A 16,694-nucleotide genomic window follows, 5' to 3' on the forward strand; every position below is an offset into this window, starting at 1 on the left:
TTACCTAACCGACGATAAAATAGTATTAAACAATTCCTGAGCCGTGCTCAAAATTCTGGCTGCTGCGGCATAAGACTGCTGATAACGCACAAGGTTCGCCGCTTCTTCATCCAGACTCACTCCCGACACTGAGTCAAACCACTCGGTAGACTGCACTTTCATGCTTTCGGCGGCTTGCAGAGCAATACTGGCAGAGGATGACTCTTCGCCCACCCGGCTTACCAGGGTGGAGTAACTCTCGTGCAGCGTGCGCGGCTCACTGCTTGAGTTAGTGCTCAATTGAACCAGCGACGCTTGTTTCAAGGAGGCCAATTCCAGTGCATTCTGGTTATCAAAGCTACCATTGGTATTGTAGCTGATCGAAAAGGTGTCACCAGCAGCGGGGATCCCTTCAAGACTGATATCGTAACTGCCGTTTAAACCAGCGCCGGCCTGGGCCAGCAGGTTATTAAAATCAGTGGCCCCGGTAACGGTGGATAACACCGTGCCGCCGCTATCGAGCACTTCATAACTGTCGCCTGCAGTAAACCGAATCTGTGCAGGAGCGCCCGCATCCAGTCCACCCGCGCCATCAAAAAACGACGTAGTAACATCGGTATCGTACACCTGAGTATTCACTACCGTAGCATCACCAAGATTATTGTTACCGGCATCACCACGTACCGGGCTGGCAAAGGCTAAGTCTTCTGGCCGGGAAGTGGCCATAGTAATATCCGATGCACTGTATTTGACCGGTTGAACCAGAAACTGGTTGCCTACGCTGTAGCCACCGGCAGACTGAAATTCAATTTCAATGCCGCCCGGAATTTCGGTATAGCCGGCGTTTAGCGTAATGTTACTGAACAGCACCGGCTGGTTGTTTTCATCCAGCTTAGGTGTGCCATCGCCATTTAGCAGCTCCACCGATACCTCACTGGGCACACCGGCGCCGGTAACGTTGGTAACCGAAACGCGAATATCGGCATCGGTAAGCTCGTTGCCCTTACCAGGGGTAAATTGCCCGGATAATGCCAGCGTGGGTGGGGTATTGCTATACGGCAGGCCGCTCAATTCCGGCAACGTGAATATGTCACCGCCAAGCTGAAAATCCAGATCCATCCCCAGGCGATTTTGCGAGTTAACCGCATCGGCAAAAGCCACCGCCATCTGGCCTATATCCCGCTGCGACGGGCCTAATACCTCGTCCCGGTAGCGAAACAGGCCCCCCAGAGCGCCGCCAAGATCTTCTTCAGCAATGTTGATATCGGTATTGGGTTTGCTGCCAGAAAAGTTAGTCGCCAATTCCAGTTGCTTTTGCATGAAATCAGCATTATCGCTGAGCTCGAAAAGGTTAAAACTGCCGTCTTCCAGCACTAGCGACTCGCCACTCGACAGGTTGACCAGCAAAGAGCCGTTGGCATTTTTACTTTCCCGCACGGTGATATCCATGATCTCTGCCAGATCATTAATCGCTTTGTCACGCTCGTTAAGTAACGCCGAAGGTTCGCTGTCTTTGAAGTTGCCTTTGGCTACCAGAATGGCTTTGTTCAGCTCGCCTATGGATTCAATCAGGCTGTTGGCATGCTTAACCATGCTGGTAAATTCAAGGTTAAGTTCTTCTTCCTTGGCTTCCATAAAATCAGACAGTGACGACATGCGGCGTAGCAATGCTTCCCCCTCTGACAGCACCAGCTGGCGTGAGGACAAATTCGTTGGATCATCAGCTGCGGTCTGCACTGAGGCAAAAAAATCACTAAACCCGGTCGACAGCGAATTGGCTTCGTTGGCCAACAGATTATCTATTGCTGAGGTCTTTTCAGAAAACGTCTCCCACTCTCCCACCAACGTGGTATCACGGCGCAACTGATTTTGCGCAAACTGATTGATAACCCGTTCTGTGGTTGCGCGGCCGACACCGCCATAAAGCTCATTGGTTACCGATGTACGCTCGCGCACATAGCCTTCAGAGTTAACATTGGCAATGTTATTACTGGCAGTCGCCAGCAGCCGGCTGCTGGCATTGACGCCGCTGGTGGCAATTGAATATAAATCAACGTTGCCGCTCATAAGCAAGCCTTAGCCTGATAGGGCAACATTACCGGGCAACTCTTTTTCATGGCAGATAGCTCCGCAAAGAATCACTGTTATAAACGGCCATCACCTTATCCGCATACTGTGGATCCGTGGCGTAGCCTGCATCCTGTAAGGCTTTAAAATAGGTCTTGGGATCGCCGGCATTTTCTACTGCCGGGCGGTACCGTTCCTGGCCACGAATAAACTGCACATAATCTTCAAAGCCTTGCTGTAAATTATCGTAAGAGCGAAACGCGGCGCGCTGCTGACGCGCTACCGTTCCGTCAAACTCCATGGTATTGACCGTCGCCGACTCACCCTGCCAATTGCTATTGGCCTTAATACCAAACAGATTATTGGCACTGTTGCCACTGCCATGATGAATAACATGTTGACCCCAGCCGGTTTCCACTGCCGCCTGCGCCAGTAATGCCCTGGGTTCAATCCCCAGCTCTTCCGCCGCTTTGCTGGCAGCTGGCCAGAGTTGTTCGACGAACTCCTGAGGGTTACTAAACGCGGCAGTTTTAAAGGCCTGTTGTGATTGCGGATCGCTGAGTAGTTCGGCGGTTTGTTGTGCCTTCTCAATGCGGAATTCACGTTGTCGGTTCAGCGACGCCAGATTACCGTCGTTACGGGCCACACTGGCCGGAATATAATCGTTGATATCATGCTGCCCCAACTGCTGAACAATAATTTCAGCCAGGCCAACACCACCACCGCTGGACAGATCCTGGGCGAGCTGTTTATCGTGCATGTCACGATAGAACTTTACTTCTTCGGTATTAAACGGGCTGTCTTTGTCGGCCATGGCATCCTGGGCTTTACGCATGGATTTGAGCATCATCTGAACAAAAATCGCTTCGAACTGCTGCGCTGCTTCTTTGAGCGCTTTGTCATCTTTCGAATAGGCAGCTTCACGCAAACGGTTCAGACTGGATAAGTCATGAACGTTGCGGGCCGACTCTAACTGCGATTTTGTATTCAGTACGTCCATCAGATCACCACCAGTTCGCCCTGTAACGCGCCAGCCTGTCTAAGCGCTTCAAGGATAGCCATCAGATCGCCCGGCGCGGCACCAACTTCATTCACCGCACGAACCAGTTGATCAAGGGTTACCCCGGGTTCAAATTTAAACATGCGACTGTCGGCCAGATTAACGTCAATAATCGACTGAGTGGTGACTGCGGTTTCACCATCGGCCAGCGCATTAGGCTGAGTTACCTGCTGATTTTCGCTGATCGTCACCGTTAGCCCGCCGTGAGTGATTGCGGCCGGTAATAAACGCACATCGCGACCAATAACAATGGTGCCGGTACGGCTATTAACTACTACACGCGCCGGTGCATCTGCAGGAGTAAATTCAAAGTTTTCCAGGGTGGCCAAAAAGCCTACCCGCTGACCCGGATCCCTAGGTGCAGTAACCCTTACTGACGCCGCATCGAGCGGTTCAGCAATGGCATAGCCTTTTTCAGGCTGAGCACCCAGGCGCTGATTAATCACATCGGCCAGCGCTTGGGCGGTAGAAAAATCCGGATAATGCAAGTTAAGGGTCAGGCTGTCGCCGCTGGCAAAACCGCTCGGTACTGCCCGCTCAACCAACGCACCGTTAGCGATGCGGCCGACGGTTGGCGTATTCACCACCACTCGCGAGCCATCGCCACCTTCCGCACCGAAACCACTGACAACCAGACTGCCCTGAGCCACGGCATAGATATTGCCGTCCACACCTTTAAGAAAGGTTTGTAGCAAGGTGCCGCCTTGCAGACTGCTGGCTTCACCGACCGAAGACACTGTTACATCGATGGTTTGACCGGGTTTAATAAAGGGTGGCAATTCGGCATGCACGGCCACAGCGGCGACGTTCTTAATTTTGGGTTTAATATTCGGGTCCAGGCTGATGCCAAAATTGGTCAGCATGGTTCTGAAACTTTGTTCGGTAAACGGGCTTTGCTCGCCGGTGCCGGGCAAGCCCACCACCAGACCATAACCAATTAACTGGTTACTACGCACGCCCTGAATACTGGCAACGTCTTTGATGCGCTGCCCATGAGCGCTGGTAACCAGACACAGGCAACACAGTACGACACTTAATAATTTACCCATGTTACCCCCTAGAAAGGCCACCATTGCGATGAAAAGAATTTAGTCAGCCAGCCTTTCTCCTGAGAGCGGGCAAAGCTACCGGTACCACTGTACTGAATGCGGGCATTGGCAATACGGGTCGACAGGATTTCATTTTCCGGTGAAATGTCTGATGCGCGAATAATGCCGGTTAAACGGATGTATTCATCACCGTGGTTTAATGTCAGCCATTTCTCACCGCGTATTACCAGGTTCTGGTTGGCCAGTACGTCAGTGACGGTAACCGAAATACTGCCGTTCAGACTGTTACTCTGATTCGCCTGGGCATCTCCGGCAAATTCGCTGGAAGAATTTACCCCAAGCTGAATGGACTGATTACCTATGTTCAACGCGTTGCCGCCTAAGCCGGTAATGGGCTGCACGTCAACACCGGTTTCTTTAGACGTAGTGGTGCCGGCAGATTTGGTAGCATTGGTATTTTCACTGAGAGTCACCGTGATAATGTCACCCACCCGCCGGGCCGTTACATCTGAATACAGACTATTAGCCATACGCGGGCGAAACAGGCCGCCGTCCTCAACAATTTGCTCGCGCGGCAGTTCAGGAATGACCGGCGCGAAGGACGGATCATTCGCCTCAACGCGTTCGGGCGAAGTACTGGCACAACCGCTAAACAGGGCAACACAAGTAAATACCAGTAATACACGCATCATGAGATCACCTTAGATTAAAGCTGCTGTATAACCTGACCAAGCATCTGATCAACCGATGAAATCACTTTGGAGTTCATTTCATATAGCCGTTGGCTTTCGATCAGATTTACCAGTTCTTCGGTCACATTCACGTTGGACGTTTCCAGCGTGCCCTGCACGATAGTCCCCAGGCCCTGCAGACCTGGTACACCCTGCAATGGCGCGCCGGATACTGCCGTTTCAACATAAAGGTTCTGACCCACAGGCTGTAAGCCGGTCGGGTTAACAAAATCAGAAATATTGAGCTGACCAAGCACCTGAGGCTCAGCCTGACCACGCACCGATGCAGACACCTCTCCATCCTGAGAAATGGTGATTTGCTGGGCATCTTCAGGAATAGCGATTTCTGGCTGCAACAGGAAGCCGGCACCCGGGGTAACAATTTGCCCCTGATCGTTTAACGTAAACTGACCATTTCGGGTATAAGCAATGGTGCCGTCCGGCTGTAGAATCTCAAAAAAGCCGCGCCCCTGAATAGACATATCCAGTGCATTGTCGGTGGTTAACAGGTTGCCCTGAGTGTGGGCTTTTTGGGTGGCGACCACTTTAGAGCCGGCCCCCACCATTAACCCTGACGGTAATTCGGTATCCGCAGAGGAACGACCACCAGGCTGATTGATGTTTTGATAGAGCAAGTCTTCAAAGATCGCCCGATCCTTTTTAAACCCAACGGTAGACGCGTTAGCCAGGTTGTTCGATACCACGGCCACATCGGTTTGTGCGGCATCAAGTCCGGTTTTACTGATCCAAAGTGCTGGATGCATAATTGTCTCTCCTCTGCCTTGTTAGTTGTTGGCGGCAAATTATTAAATAATGCGTAATAGCATGTTGCCGCGCATATCTAGCGTGTCGGCTTTCTTCATCATCTTGACCTGCAGCTCATAATGACGCTGCAGGTGAATCATACTGACCATCTCTTCAATGGCGTTCACGTTTGAGCCTTCGAGCATGCCGGTCATGACGGTCACGGTTTCATCGGCCAGGGCATCGGTGCCATCTTTCTGGCGGAATAGCCCATCGTTACCTCTTTCAAGATTGCTGTATTCCGGGTTAACCAACTTGAGCCGGCCCACTTCTTCACTAACCGCCTCAGGTGCGCCCTGAGGACGAATGGAAATGGTGCCATCGGCGGCAATGTTGAGGTTATCCAGCGGCACCGGCAAAAACAGCGGGCCGGCATCGCCCATCACGATATTACCGTGGACGTCTTCCAGCACACCGTCCTGGCCGAGCTGGAAATTACCATCGCGGGTGTAGGCTTCGTTACCCTGCCGATCCTGTACGGCAAACCAGCCATCACCCTGAATGGCCACATCAAGATCCCGGTGAGTCTGAATCAACGGGCCGGATTCATAGTTATTGGTGGGGCTTTCGGTCATGGCGAACACCCGGGTCGGCAAACCTTCGCCGTATACCGGCATCGACCTTGCCTGTTCCAGCTGCGCTTTAAAGCCGTTGGTTTGTGCGTTAGCCAGGTTATTGGCCCGTAAAGACGTACCAACCAGGTCCTGATTGGCGCCACTACTGGCGATATAGAGTAATTTATCCATGACTGCCTTTTGACGCTTTAATAGTAATTATTAATTACTGTGCAAAGGCAGTGCCAAAACGGCGAATACGCAGGCTATGAGAGGATAAAAGAAGGGCCGCATGCTGCGGCCCGGGGGATTAATGAATAACCTAGCGGATATTCAGGATAGTCTGATTTAGCTGGTTGTTAACTTCGAGTGCTCGGGAGTTTGCCTGGAAGTTCCGCTGCGCGATGATCATGTCAATAAGCTCAGTGGTCAGGTTCACGTTAGCCTGCTCCAGGGCTGAAGAGTTAATTTCACCAAAGGTCCCTGTAGTCCCTTCACCCGCCAGCGCTTCACCAGATTCAATGGACTCTTTCCACTGGGTATTGCTCTGCTGGGTCAGGCCCTGCTCATTGGCAAACCGCACTAACGCAACGCGTACCACCGGTTCTGAAGTACCGTTAGAGAACGTCGCTCTGACCAGGCCATCTTCACCAATGTCGACGCCGGTTAATCGCCCTACCGGTAAACCATCCTGCTCCAGCGAGGTGACTTCAAACGCAGAAGCGTATTGAGTAGGCTCGTTAATAGTTTGTCCGCCCAGCGGATCCAGGTTGAAATCGATGCCAATCGTTTGCGTCTGATCGGCACCACCGGTTAACGCTATAGCGGCGTTAGCGGTACCGTCATCACCCAATGGCACAGTAACGATGCCACCAGCTGGAATTTGTGACGTAAAGTCACCGCTCTGGTTAAATGACAATCTGGCGGGCAACCAGGGCTCAGGAGTACCCGGGTTTTGTGGGTCATCTCTGGTTGGCAGCGGTACACTGTTATCACCGTTAGCAATATCTACCGGCGTATCATCAAGGGTGGCAAACATTAACCAGCTATTGAGCTGATCCGGGCCAGTCGGTGCCGCCTGATCGGTCCCATCTTTCACAAAGTAGTAAGTCATAATGTGACTTTCACCCAGTGAATCATAAACGGTTACCGAGGTGGCCGCGTTATACGTCAGCGTATCATCCGGATTAAACGAGGCAGGATCGAGATAATCATCATTGGCCGGCAGGTTCATACGCATGGTCACTTCCTGCGTTGCCTGCGGTGAGCCTGAAGAATCCGGAATACGCACAGGTTCGGTCGTACTTAACGCGACTGACGAACTGGTGCCGTCGGGGTTAACCGGAAAGCCCAGCAGGTTATCGCCGCTGCTGTTAACCACAAAGTTATTTTCGTCCAGCTTAAACTGACCAGCACGGGTAAAGGAGAAGTCCCGCGAGGTGATCTCTGGCACCGTGGCAAAGAAGCCGTTGCCGGTAATCGCCAAATCCAATGCCGTATTGGTAAATTGCAGGCTACCCTGGCTGAACTGCTGGGCGACTTCCTGAGTGAGCACACCATCGCCCACTTTGGTTTTACCACTGGCTAACAGTGAGGCGGCATACACATCACCGAACTCGGCCCGCGACTCTTTAAAGCCTACCGTGTTTACATTGGCAATGTTGTTTGCGGTAGTGTCTAAATCTTTCTGTGCGGCAGAGACGCCACTTAATGCAATGTTAAAAGACATGTGCTTTTCTCCTACTAACTGCCGATCTGAATGACGTCGTCAAGATTGATACTGACATCACCTTCTAAATTCAAAATAATGCCCTGGTTGCTGCCAGCCAGGCTCACACTGCTAACATGGCGATGGATAGCGGTAGAAATTGCCACCCCTTCCCCGTTAACCTGGCCGTTGGCACTGACCAGGTATTCGCCGGGCGGCATTAAATTGCCGCTGCGGTCGGTACCATCCCAGCTAAACTCAATGTTGCCGGCGCCCTGGGTACCCGCATCAATGGTTCTAATCACTTCACCATTACCGTTGGTAATAGTGATTTCCATATTCTGAACGGTCTGCTCGTTCACCACAAAGCCGCTTATGCCAGCACCTTCGCTGCCCATATAGCCTACGTTGGCTTCAACCAACACGTCCTGACCAATCAGACCAGAAGCTTGCAACGCCTGATTAGACGTCATCGATGTGGCAAAGTTTTCAAACTTTTCGTTAAGTTTGCTTATGCCATCGGCGGTGGTGAACTGGGTCATTTGCGAAACCATCTGATCGTTATCCACCGGCTTGGTGGGATCCTGATTGGATAGCTGCTCCGTTAACAGGGCAAAAAAGTCTTCCTGAGACAGGTTCTGTTCCGAGCCATCAGAGACTTTGACCTTCTCTTCCTGCCAGTAGAGGTCATTATTGAGACCCTGCGTGTTGGTTATTATACTCACGTTTATATCCTCTTACTGGCCGCTATTACTGGCCACGGCCAAGGGTTAATACCCGACGGAAAATGCGCTTGGTGGTATCGGCCAGTTGCACGTTGGTTTCGTAAGCTTTGGAGGCAGACATCATATCGGCCATTTCTTCAACGATGTTGACGTTAGGCTTATAGATGTAACCATTTTCATCAGCCAGGGGGTTGTGCGGGGCGTACTCAGTTTGTAATGGGCGGTCGCTCTCGACAACGCCCAGCACTTTTACTTCCGACCCCTTGCTGTAATCATTGGTTGCACGGTTCAGTTCCGCAGCAAATACGGCGTGGCGGGCACGGTATGTATCCTGTTCACTGCTGCTAACTGAGTTGGCATTGGCAATGTTACTTGCCGTGGTGTTCAGGCGCACGCTCTCGGCATGCATACCTGACGCAGATATTGACATAACATCAAACAGACTCATTGACCTTGTCCTCCACTTATCGCTTTCTTCATGCCTTTGACTTTTCCGTTGAGAAACTCAATGGTGGCCTGATAGCGCATACCTGTATCTAAGAATTCATTACGTTCACGCTGGACTTCGACGGTATTGCCGTCGCCGGTGTCCGGCTGCGAGGGTATCCGAAAACCAATCTCTGTTGAGGAGACCATACCTCCGCTCATGTGTTTGTCGTGAGTGCGCGTCATTGACTGACCGCTGGAGTGCTGGGCGCGTGCCATTGCTTGCTGAAAATCGATGCCACGGGATTTGTAACCCGGGGTATTGGCATTTGCCAGATTACCGGCGATGACTTCCATTTTATCGTTGCGGACCTTCAACGCGTTCTGATGAAAACCGACGAGCTTATCTAAATTAATGGCCATAGCACTTCTCCTCTATCGCAGAGATAAAAGCAAACTAAGTGCCAATCAGGCATTAAGGTAGAGGATATATTGAATAGAAAGACTAACTAACTATTTTAATTAGTCTTTTTTGCTGTAGTACAACCCGGGATTGCACTTCACCATGCGGTAACATTCGGCCGCTGCGGCCACAGATTCCGAGGCACCGAGAAACAGGATGCCGCTTGGACTTAACTGGGCGGCAATTTGTTGCAGTATTTTTTGTTTCAGCTCTGTAGAAAAGTAAATCAACACATTGCGGCAAAATACAATGTCGAACTTACCCAGCGAGGAGTAGCTGTGAAGCAGGTTCAGGCTGCGAAAACTCACCATCCGGCGCACTTCCGGTTTAACCTGCAACATACCGCTGGCGTGTTGCTGAAAATACCGCTGGCGACGATCGGCAGATAGCCCCCGGGCCAGGGAGAGTTCATCGTAAACCCCTTCTTCACATTTTCTAAGCATGTTACTGGACAGATCCGTGGCGAGAATCTCAGCCGAGATCGAACCTGCACCAGGGTTGTTACGCTGATACTCCAGAATTGACATGGCGATAGAATAAGGTTCTTGTCCGGAGGAGCATGCTGCACTCCAAATTCGAATGCGCCGCTGCCGGGTGGCAAGCTCAGGCAGTATTTGCCGGATCAATAATTCAAATGGATAGCTATCACGAAACCACAGTGTTTCGTTGGTGGTCATGGCATCGATAACCTGCTGTAGTAATCCCCGATCACGACCGGATATGGATTGCCTTAACAGTTCATCAATGCTGGTTAATTGCCGCTCGTGCAACAGCCCGCCGAGGCGACTGCGCACTAAATACTGCTTATTATCACCCAGCACAATACCACATTGCTGCTCCAAAAACTGCCGGAACTGACGGTAGGCGTCAGGCGATACATCCTTATTAATCAATCAGTTAGTACTCCGCTTGATTATTCTTCAGGGCCCAGCCATTTCTGAACCGCAGAAGCCAGTTCATCAGGATGAAATTTAGCAATAAAGTCGTCAGCACCCACCTTTTTAACCATCGCCTGGTTAAACACACCGCTTAAAGAGGTATGCAGTACTACATGGAGTTTTTGTAACTCGGGCGTGTTTTTAATTTCCGCTGTCAGCGTATACCCGTCCATTTCAGGCATTTCAATATCAGATACCAACACCCCGACCTTGTCGGTCACATCGCCGGTTTCGGCGGCAATTTCTTTCAATCGCTTGAGCGCTTCCAGGCCATTTTTGGCCATTTCTATTTCAAGTCCCAGCGTGGTTAACGCTCGCTTCACCTGATTTCGTGCTACTGAGGAATCATCTGCAATAAAAATAATTTTATCTTTAAAAGCATCGGTATTTAAGGTCGATGCCACTGCCTGGCTCACTTCTGTATTGAGTGGCGATATTTCGTTAAGGATCTTCTCAACGTCGAGAATTTCTACCAGCTCACCTTCAACTTCGGTCACAGCGGTCAGGTAACTGGCGCGGCCGGTGCCCTGTGGCGGCGGCATAATGGCATCCCAGTTGGTATTGATAATTCGCTCTACTGCGCCTACCAAAAAGCCCTGCACAGAACGGTTATACTCGGCGATCACGATGAAAGCGGTTTTAAGATCTTCAATTCTACGCCCGCCGGTAGCCATACTCAGGTCGATGACCGAAATTGTTTGACCGCGAATGTGCGCAACTCCCCGCACCAAAGGATTAAGTTTGGGCATCGACGTGAGCGCCGGGCACTGTAGAACTTCACGGACCTTAAATACGTTAATTCCGAATCGCTGCCGACCATTCAAGCGGAACAGCAATAACTCCAGCCGGTTCTGGCCGACCAGTTGCGTGCGCTGATTAACCGAATCTAAAATTCCAGACATACTTCACCTCGATATTTCAATGTGGGCATAGAGTTTGCGTATTTCCTGTTTAACAGAGGTGGCGTCAATAAACTGTCGCGGCTTTTCTGATTAGCAAAACTCGCTGATTTGTATTTAATAATAGTCAAAATGAAAACATCTGAACATGAAAATATTGAAAACATTACTTTTGCCTGCGCACCTGGCTTTCATATTGACTACAGGTATCACCTTAGCTCACTTTAGCGCAATTGCCCAACAAAACGCCACGACGGAGCATGAGCGTCTGACCAATGCCGTTAAAGCGTTTTTGAAAACCCGGCTGGCGCCCACCCAAGCCAACGACTTAGCCGATAATCTGAGCGTTGAAGTAACCCCCATAGACAGCCGCATTAAAATACCGCAGTGCACTGTGCCGTTTAGCTTTGATGTGGATCCTGCCACGCTGCAGCAGTCTTATTTAAATGTACGGGTAAGTTGCAACAGCAACAGCTGGTATCTGTTTTCCAGTGCCAAAGTCACCCGCACCCGAACTATCGTTGTTACCGCCAGTATGATAAGTCCGGATACGGTGCTTTCGGCCAGTCACTTGTCGTTGGCAGAGGTCGACATCAAACAACTCAGGCACACCCCTTTTACCTCATTACAGGACGTTGTTGGAGCACGGCTAAAGTACCGCGTCAGAGAAGGTCAACCGGTACAAAGTAATATGCTATGCTTTATCTGCAAAGGTGATAGAATCACTATCAGTGCCAGAGCAGGTACTATGAAGGTAAAAACCTCAGGCATTGCCCGTCAGGATGGCGTAATAGGTGACACTATTGAGGTGGTGAACAGTAGCTCTAACAAGTCAGTTATTGCTGAAGTTGCCAGCACTCAGGAAGTCGTGGTGAATCTGTGATAGAGTTGCTGTAAATAACGCAGTTTTTATGTGAAAAAGACGCGATTGAGCCTAAAGAAATTCTGCCTGCAGCCGATACATATATTGAGGTTTAGAAGGTAGTGGAAATTAATTATGGCAATTAACAATGTAAACAATGGCTTACCCAAAGCACCTGTTGACAATAACAAGGTCAACAGTCAGCAACAGCCACAACAAAATAAAACGGCTGCGCAGCAGGCCGCCGCATCAACAGCTCAGGCTGCTAATGTGCCGCGTCAGGATTCAGTATCTCTGACTCAGTCTGCTCAACAATTAAATCAGGTACAAAAGAAAAGTGCCGAAGCGCCGGTTAACCAGGAGAAAGTGGATAAGCTGAAGAAAGCCATTCAAAGTGGTGAGTATAAGGTTGATCCTCAGTCTTTGGCGAAGAAAATTGCGCGCCTGGAATCGGAAATTTTTGGATTTAAGTCCTGAAGCGATAAATAATGACGGCAACACTCACTGAACAGTTAACGCAACAAACAGACAATCTGGCATCTTTGAAGACGATGCTGGACAAAGAGTTGCACCTGATTAGTTCCAGAGATGCCGAAGCGTTAATGACGCTGCTCAAAGACAAAGAACAACTGCTCGGTACTATCCAAGACCTCGACGAAGCCATAAACCCGCAGTTGTTGGCGCTTCAGCAAGAAGCGCCTTTGCCAGAAGCCATTCAAACACAAATCGATGAAGCGAAAAGCTTACTAAGCGAATGTCAGTACTGCACGCAGGTAAACCAGCTTGCTGTGGAACAGGGTCAGTTACGCCTGGTGCATTTACGCAATCTGATGATGGATGTGCGGGCCAAAGAATCACTGACTTACGATAAAGCCGGCAAAAAGAAAGGCGGCTTTTCAGGTAAAGGCGTCAGCGCTTAAGTTCACACTGCTCTACTGACTTTCTTCAACAAGCTTCACCAGATTATCCAGCCCCATCTGCCAGGCATTTTCCTGCCATTGGTACGCAGACAACCAGTTTTCAGAACTTCGCCAACCGCTATGAACCAGATGAATCTGGCAACCGCTAGCGTGCTCAACAAAACTGACGACCACATGCGTAAGCGGATCAGCCTGGTTAGCAAATGCTTTAAATTGCACCGGACTTTTCCATTCAAACGCGAGTAACTGATTTTCACTAATGGCGGTCACTTTACAACCGATGGTGGAATTATTCTGCCGATCATCCGGTTGCCAGAATAACTCGTAGGGCCCGCCGGTTTCGGCACTGACATTGGCATCAGCCGTTAACCAACGGGTAAGCAGCGCATTTTGCGTAAAGCAGGCAAAGGCCTGAGCGACTGAGCAGGATAATCTCCGTGACTGGTGTATAACGCGGTCCATGTTGTCTCTCCCTGAGTGTGCCGGCGCCTGATAAAATGGAACCAGCACCGTTGTGAGCTCGTCAACCACCGGGCACCAATAGCTTAATCCTTTTAGTAGTACTTCACTGTTTTTAAGCGTTGTGGCCGGGCCGTCGATACATAGATGTTATACACCTGCTGCATATCAAGTTCCAGTTCGGTGGCGTAGGTATCCTCTCCTACCGGATAAGCTTTTACGACCCTCGCGCCGCGTATCACCCCTTCAACGGATGCCTGCAACTGAGCATTATTAATCACCATGTTGGCCAGTGATTGTTGGCCATTGATTCGTTGCCCGTAGACCTGTTCAGCCAGCTCCCGGTATGCGTCAAGCTTAGAGGCTTTCATCGCCATAATATTTTTCTCTGAATCGGAGCCACCATGCTGAGAGGCAATCGGTGCATACCCCACCGCGGTTAGCACCGGGTACTCCTCCGGCTCGACAGTCTCCCACTCCACATGTTTATCAAACATGGAAGTACAACCACTTACGAGTAACAGGCAGCTAAAAACTGCAAACGCCTGCTGAATGTGTTTTAAAACCGTCATAAAACCACCGTATTTTTGTGCCTTGTGGCCTGTTTCGCTGCCCACTGCTAAGGGGAAGCCACACAGCCACTTTTTGATAACCGTAAGATAGCAATATTTGTGCCCAACGATTGATTGAATTTTGGGAACGATATATGCACAGACAACCACAGGAACGAATTCGCAAGTCAGATGATTGACGCAGGGCACGCAGCCCCACCAGTCGGGAAGCAGCATAACCAGTGCCAGCCCTTAACCGGCTCATTGCAAACCAAAAGAAGTGGTAAGAGTGACACCCATGAAAACAATGTTTACCCTTATTACCCGGCTTACGGGATTTCTGTCGGCGACAACCTGCCTGTTGTTCGCTCTCACAGGGCAAAGTTATGCCGTCTGGTATGAGACACAGGGACAGTCTGTGGTGCTGAACGGCAATAAGATCCAGGCAAAACATCAGGCAACCGAAGAAGCTCTTCGTCAAGCCATGCTCTTTGCCGGCGCGTCGGTTCGCAGCGTGCAACAACTCACTGATGGCCTGCTCAATGATGAACGCCTTGAAGTCAGCGCGTCGGGCGAAGTACGCCAGTTAGAGCTAATCTCTGAAACCTGGCACGACAACGCCGTGACGGTGCGGATCCGCGCAGATATCTTTCCCGGTCAGCAGCAATGTTCTGCGGCCCCTTTCAGCAAAACCATTGCGACCAGCTATTTTCCGTTACTGGAACGCCAACACGCTCAGGATGGTCAGGTCCAGGAACTGGGGCGCCTGGTCACCGCCCGCTTAAAGCGGGAATTCGATCAATCCGCGCAACATGCTGTGATCAGCAGCATTGAGCCTTATGTAGTGCACTGGCAGTCCAGACAAATTCGTGACCAGGCTACCGCCCTGGCCACTCAAACCAAAAGTCAGTTCGTCCTGACCGGCGTTATTGAAGATCTCAGCGTTTACCGGCCGGAAGGTAACACCCTGGCTTTCTGGCAGGACGATACAGCAACCCGAAGCTTTCGGTTAAAAGTCGAACTTATCGACGGTATTAATGGCGCACCGCTATTAAATAAAACCTATGAGACCGAATCAGAATGGGAATTCGATCGCTTCGCCCAACTGGATGCGTCTTCCAACCAGTTCTGGCAAAGCGCCTATGGCCTGGCCCTGCAAAATCAGCTACGCCAATTACAAAGTGATGTGGACTCTGCACTGGCCTGCGTACCGGCAACCGGACGAGTGATCAGCATCAACGGTGGCAACGAGCTGAGCATTTCTCTCGGTCGCCAGCACGGCCTGAAACCCGGCGATACGCTCTCGATCTATCAAATACAGGAAGTAACCGACTATCGCGGTGTTAAGTTCACCCAATACCATTTGTATCCGGAAGAAGTCACCGTTATTGAAGCTTATGCCGATAACGCACGGGTAAAAGCCGCCGAAGACGGCTTACTGGCTAATATTCAGCCAAACGACTTCGTTGCCAAACGTTAAGGCTTTAGATTTTCGCCGGCCTATCTATAATGGGGGTTCGTGTCCCCATAGTTTAACTGGATAAAACAAGAACCTCCTAAGTTTTAGATCTGCGTTCGAGTCGCGGTGGGGACGCCAAGCAACTTCTACAGCTTCGATAAGTACTGAACTTTAACGCCAGTCGCGCGTAATACTATTCAGAGACTTAGTGATCGGGGGATTTATGCGGCACGACGATCAGGATTTTGAACAACTGGATAGCTTTCAGGATTTCCTGCAGGAACTCGGCGATGTTAAACCGATAAAGTCTGACGACAAGGTTCACCTTCAGCAAACCCAGCAAGCTATTGAAAAACAAATGCGCCGGGAAGCTCTACTCGTTCAGAAACCCAAAGAAAGTCCGCTTACTTTCGAAGGCGTAAAGCCAGTGAAGCCAGATGATTTTCTGGAGTTTAAACAAGCTGGGATCCAGGATGGGGTGTATAAAAATCTGCGTCAGGGTAAGTATCCAATTGAACAGAAAATCTCGCTGGCGGGTCTTTCTTTGCGGGATTCGAGCATCACACTGTATCAAAAAATCAATGCCGCCCACGAACGGGGGGTAAGAACAATACTAATCCAACACGGTAAAGGCGAACAAAGTCAGCCCTTTCCTGCTTTGAAAAAATCTTACGTAAATCATTGGTTGCCACAGTTCAAAAACGTAATTGCGTTTCACACCGCCCAACCTTTACATGGTGGCCTTGGAGCAACCTACGTGCTGCTTAAAAAGCACCCGAATCAAAAGATGATAAATCGTGAAAAGCAGGCAAAACGATAACCTGCCACGAATGACATAATTATCGTTAACTAATTAATTTTATTAATTATTCTGAAGTGATTTGTTGAACTTCGGTAGATAATTCAGCTGACTGGGCGGAGGTTCCAAACGCTGCTGTAACGATCATAAGCAGCACTGCAATAGCCACGCCGGTTAAGCCGAAACCTTTTGAAGAACGATTCATATTCGTCTCTTATTATTTCTAGACCACTGTAAAATT

20 protein-coding genes and 1 tRNA gene are annotated in these 16,694 nt (G+C 50.1%); 6 read left to right on the forward strand and 15 right to left on the reverse strand.

Going from position 1 to position 16,694, the window contains the following annotated elements; translation table 11 throughout:
* From flgK to AC27IB_RS00470, 12 genes are all read right to left on the reverse strand, one after another.
* On the reverse strand, positions 1-2,046 hold the full coding sequence (gene flgK / locus AC27IB_RS00415) for a flagellar hook-associated protein FlgK (RefSeq protein ID WP_487118129.1): 2,046 nt from the start codon (positions 2,044-2,046) through the stop codon (positions 1-3).
* 46 nt (positions 2,047-2,092) lie between these two features.
* Entirely contained in the window at positions 2,093-3,046 is a 954-nt protein-coding gene (gene flgJ / locus AC27IB_RS00420) for a flagellar assembly peptidoglycan hydrolase FlgJ (RefSeq protein ID WP_296044865.1), read from the reverse strand.
* Positions 3,046-4,155 carry a flagellar basal body P-ring protein FlgI gene (locus tag AC27IB_RS00425; protein ID WP_296044863.1) on the reverse strand — a complete coding sequence of 370 codons (1,110 nt, stop codon included), beginning with the start codon at positions 4,153-4,155 and terminating at the stop codon, positions 3,046-3,048. The genes flgJ and AC27IB_RS00425 overlap by 1 nt, the downstream gene beginning before the upstream one ends.
* Before the next feature lie 8 nt (positions 4,156-4,163).
* Positions 4,164-4,844, reverse strand: a complete 681-nt coding sequence (gene flgH / locus AC27IB_RS00430; RefSeq protein ID WP_296044948.1) for a flagellar basal body L-ring protein FlgH — start codon at positions 4,842-4,844, stop codon at positions 4,164-4,166.
* Positions 4,845-4,861: 17 nt separating this feature from the next.
* A complete protein-coding gene (gene flgG / locus AC27IB_RS00435) occupies positions 4,862-5,650 on the reverse strand; it encodes a flagellar basal-body rod protein FlgG (protein WP_123326633.1) in 789 nt (262 codons plus the stop codon).
* Between the two features lie 42 nt (positions 5,651-5,692).
* Positions 5,693-6,436 (reverse strand): flagellar basal-body rod protein FlgF, encoded by a 744-nt coding sequence (gene flgF / locus AC27IB_RS00440; protein WP_487118132.1) that lies wholly within the window; start codon positions 6,434-6,436, stop codon positions 5,693-5,695.
* Positions 6,437-6,566: 130 nt separating this feature from the next.
* Positions 6,567-7,973: a flagellar hook protein FlgE gene (flgE, locus tag AC27IB_RS00445; RefSeq protein ID WP_487118134.1), complete on the reverse strand. Its 1,407-nt coding sequence runs from the start codon at positions 7,971-7,973 to the stop codon at positions 6,567-6,569.
* Positions 7,974-7,987: 14 nt separating this feature from the next.
* Positions 7,988-8,677 carry a flagellar hook assembly protein FlgD gene (gene flgD / locus AC27IB_RS00450; protein WP_296044854.1) on the reverse strand — a complete coding sequence of 230 codons (690 nt, stop codon included), beginning with the start codon at positions 8,675-8,677 and terminating at the stop codon, positions 7,988-7,990.
* 25 nt (positions 8,678-8,702) lie between these two features.
* On the reverse strand, positions 8,703-9,125 hold the full coding sequence (gene flgC, locus AC27IB_RS00455; protein WP_105935075.1) for a flagellar basal body rod protein FlgC: 423 nt from the start codon (positions 9,123-9,125) through the stop codon (positions 8,703-8,705).
* Positions 9,122-9,526, reverse strand: coding sequence for a flagellar basal body rod protein FlgB (flgB, locus tag AC27IB_RS00460; protein WP_296044847.1), 405 nt, complete (start codon positions 9,524-9,526; stop codon positions 9,122-9,124). Before flgB ends, flgC begins: the two co-directional genes overlap by 4 nt.
* A 99-nt stretch (positions 9,527-9,625) precedes the next feature.
* Positions 9,626-10,459, reverse strand: a complete 834-nt coding sequence (locus AC27IB_RS00465; protein ID WP_296044842.1) for a CheR family methyltransferase — start codon at positions 10,457-10,459, stop codon at positions 9,626-9,628.
* A gap of 20 nt (positions 10,460-10,479) precedes the next feature.
* Entirely contained in the window at positions 10,480-11,406 is a 927-nt protein-coding gene (locus AC27IB_RS00470; RefSeq protein ID WP_296044841.1) for a chemotaxis protein CheV, read from the reverse strand.
* A 193-nt stretch (positions 11,407-11,599) separates the two neighbouring features.
* On the opposite strand from AC27IB_RS00470, the gene flgA reads away from it, so the two are divergent.
* From flgA to flgN, 3 genes are all read left to right on the forward strand, one after another.
* Positions 11,600-12,286: a flagellar basal body P-ring formation chaperone FlgA gene (flgA, locus tag AC27IB_RS00475; RefSeq protein WP_487118138.1), complete on the forward strand. Its 687-nt coding sequence runs from the start codon at positions 11,600-11,602 to the stop codon at positions 12,284-12,286.
* Between the two features lie 114 nt (positions 12,287-12,400).
* Positions 12,401-12,742, forward strand: a complete 342-nt coding sequence (gene flgM, locus AC27IB_RS00480) for a flagellar biosynthesis anti-sigma factor FlgM (protein ID WP_279318224.1) — start codon at positions 12,401-12,403, stop codon at positions 12,740-12,742.
* An 11-nt stretch (positions 12,743-12,753) separates the two neighbouring features.
* On the forward strand, positions 12,754-13,185 hold the full coding sequence (gene flgN, locus AC27IB_RS00485; RefSeq protein WP_487118140.1) for a flagellar export chaperone FlgN: 432 nt from the start codon (positions 12,754-12,756) through the stop codon (positions 13,183-13,185).
* A 12-nt stretch (positions 13,186-13,197) separates the two neighbouring features.
* Here the strand turns inward: flgN and AC27IB_RS00490 are convergent, their stop codons facing one another.
* Together AC27IB_RS00490 and AC27IB_RS00495 are read right to left on the reverse strand one after the other, a co-directional pair.
* The gene (locus AC27IB_RS00490; RefSeq protein WP_487118142.1) at positions 13,198-13,647 is read right to left on the reverse strand and encodes an SRPBCC family protein; all 450 of its coding nucleotides are present in this window, start codon (positions 13,645-13,647) and stop codon (positions 13,198-13,200) included.
* A gap of 92 nt (positions 13,648-13,739) precedes the next feature.
* Entirely contained in the window at positions 13,740-14,141 is a 402-nt protein-coding gene (locus AC27IB_RS00495; RefSeq protein ID WP_296044945.1) for an LPP20 family lipoprotein, read from the reverse strand.
* Positions 14,142-14,493: 352 nt separating this feature from the next.
* Here AC27IB_RS00495 and AC27IB_RS00500 point away from each other — a divergent pair, with 352 nt between their 5' ends.
* The 3 genes from AC27IB_RS00500 (at position 14,494) to smrA (ending at position 16,474) form a co-directional block, all read left to right on the forward strand.
* Entirely contained in the window at positions 14,494-15,675 is a 1,182-nt protein-coding gene (locus tag AC27IB_RS00500) for a flagellar assembly protein T N-terminal domain-containing protein (RefSeq protein WP_487118144.1), read from the forward strand.
* A gap of 41 nt (positions 15,676-15,716) precedes the next feature.
* Positions 15,717-15,792, forward strand: a tRNA-Arg gene (locus AC27IB_RS00505).
* An 85-nt stretch (positions 15,793-15,877) separates the two neighbouring features.
* Positions 15,878-16,474 carry a DNA endonuclease SmrA gene (smrA, locus tag AC27IB_RS00510; RefSeq protein WP_487118146.1) on the forward strand — a complete coding sequence of 199 codons (597 nt, stop codon included), beginning with the start codon at positions 15,878-15,880 and terminating at the stop codon, positions 16,472-16,474.
* Between the two features lie 46 nt (positions 16,475-16,520).
* Here smrA and AC27IB_RS00515 read toward each other — a convergent pair whose 3' ends face one another.
* Positions 16,521-16,658, reverse strand: a complete 138-nt coding sequence (locus AC27IB_RS00515) for a hypothetical protein (RefSeq protein ID WP_487118148.1) — start codon at positions 16,656-16,658, stop codon at positions 16,521-16,523.
* Positions 16,659-16,694 lie beyond the last annotated feature (36 nt).

The sequence above is a fragment of the Alteromonas sp. 4NH20-0104 genome (genome assembly GCF_057547795.1).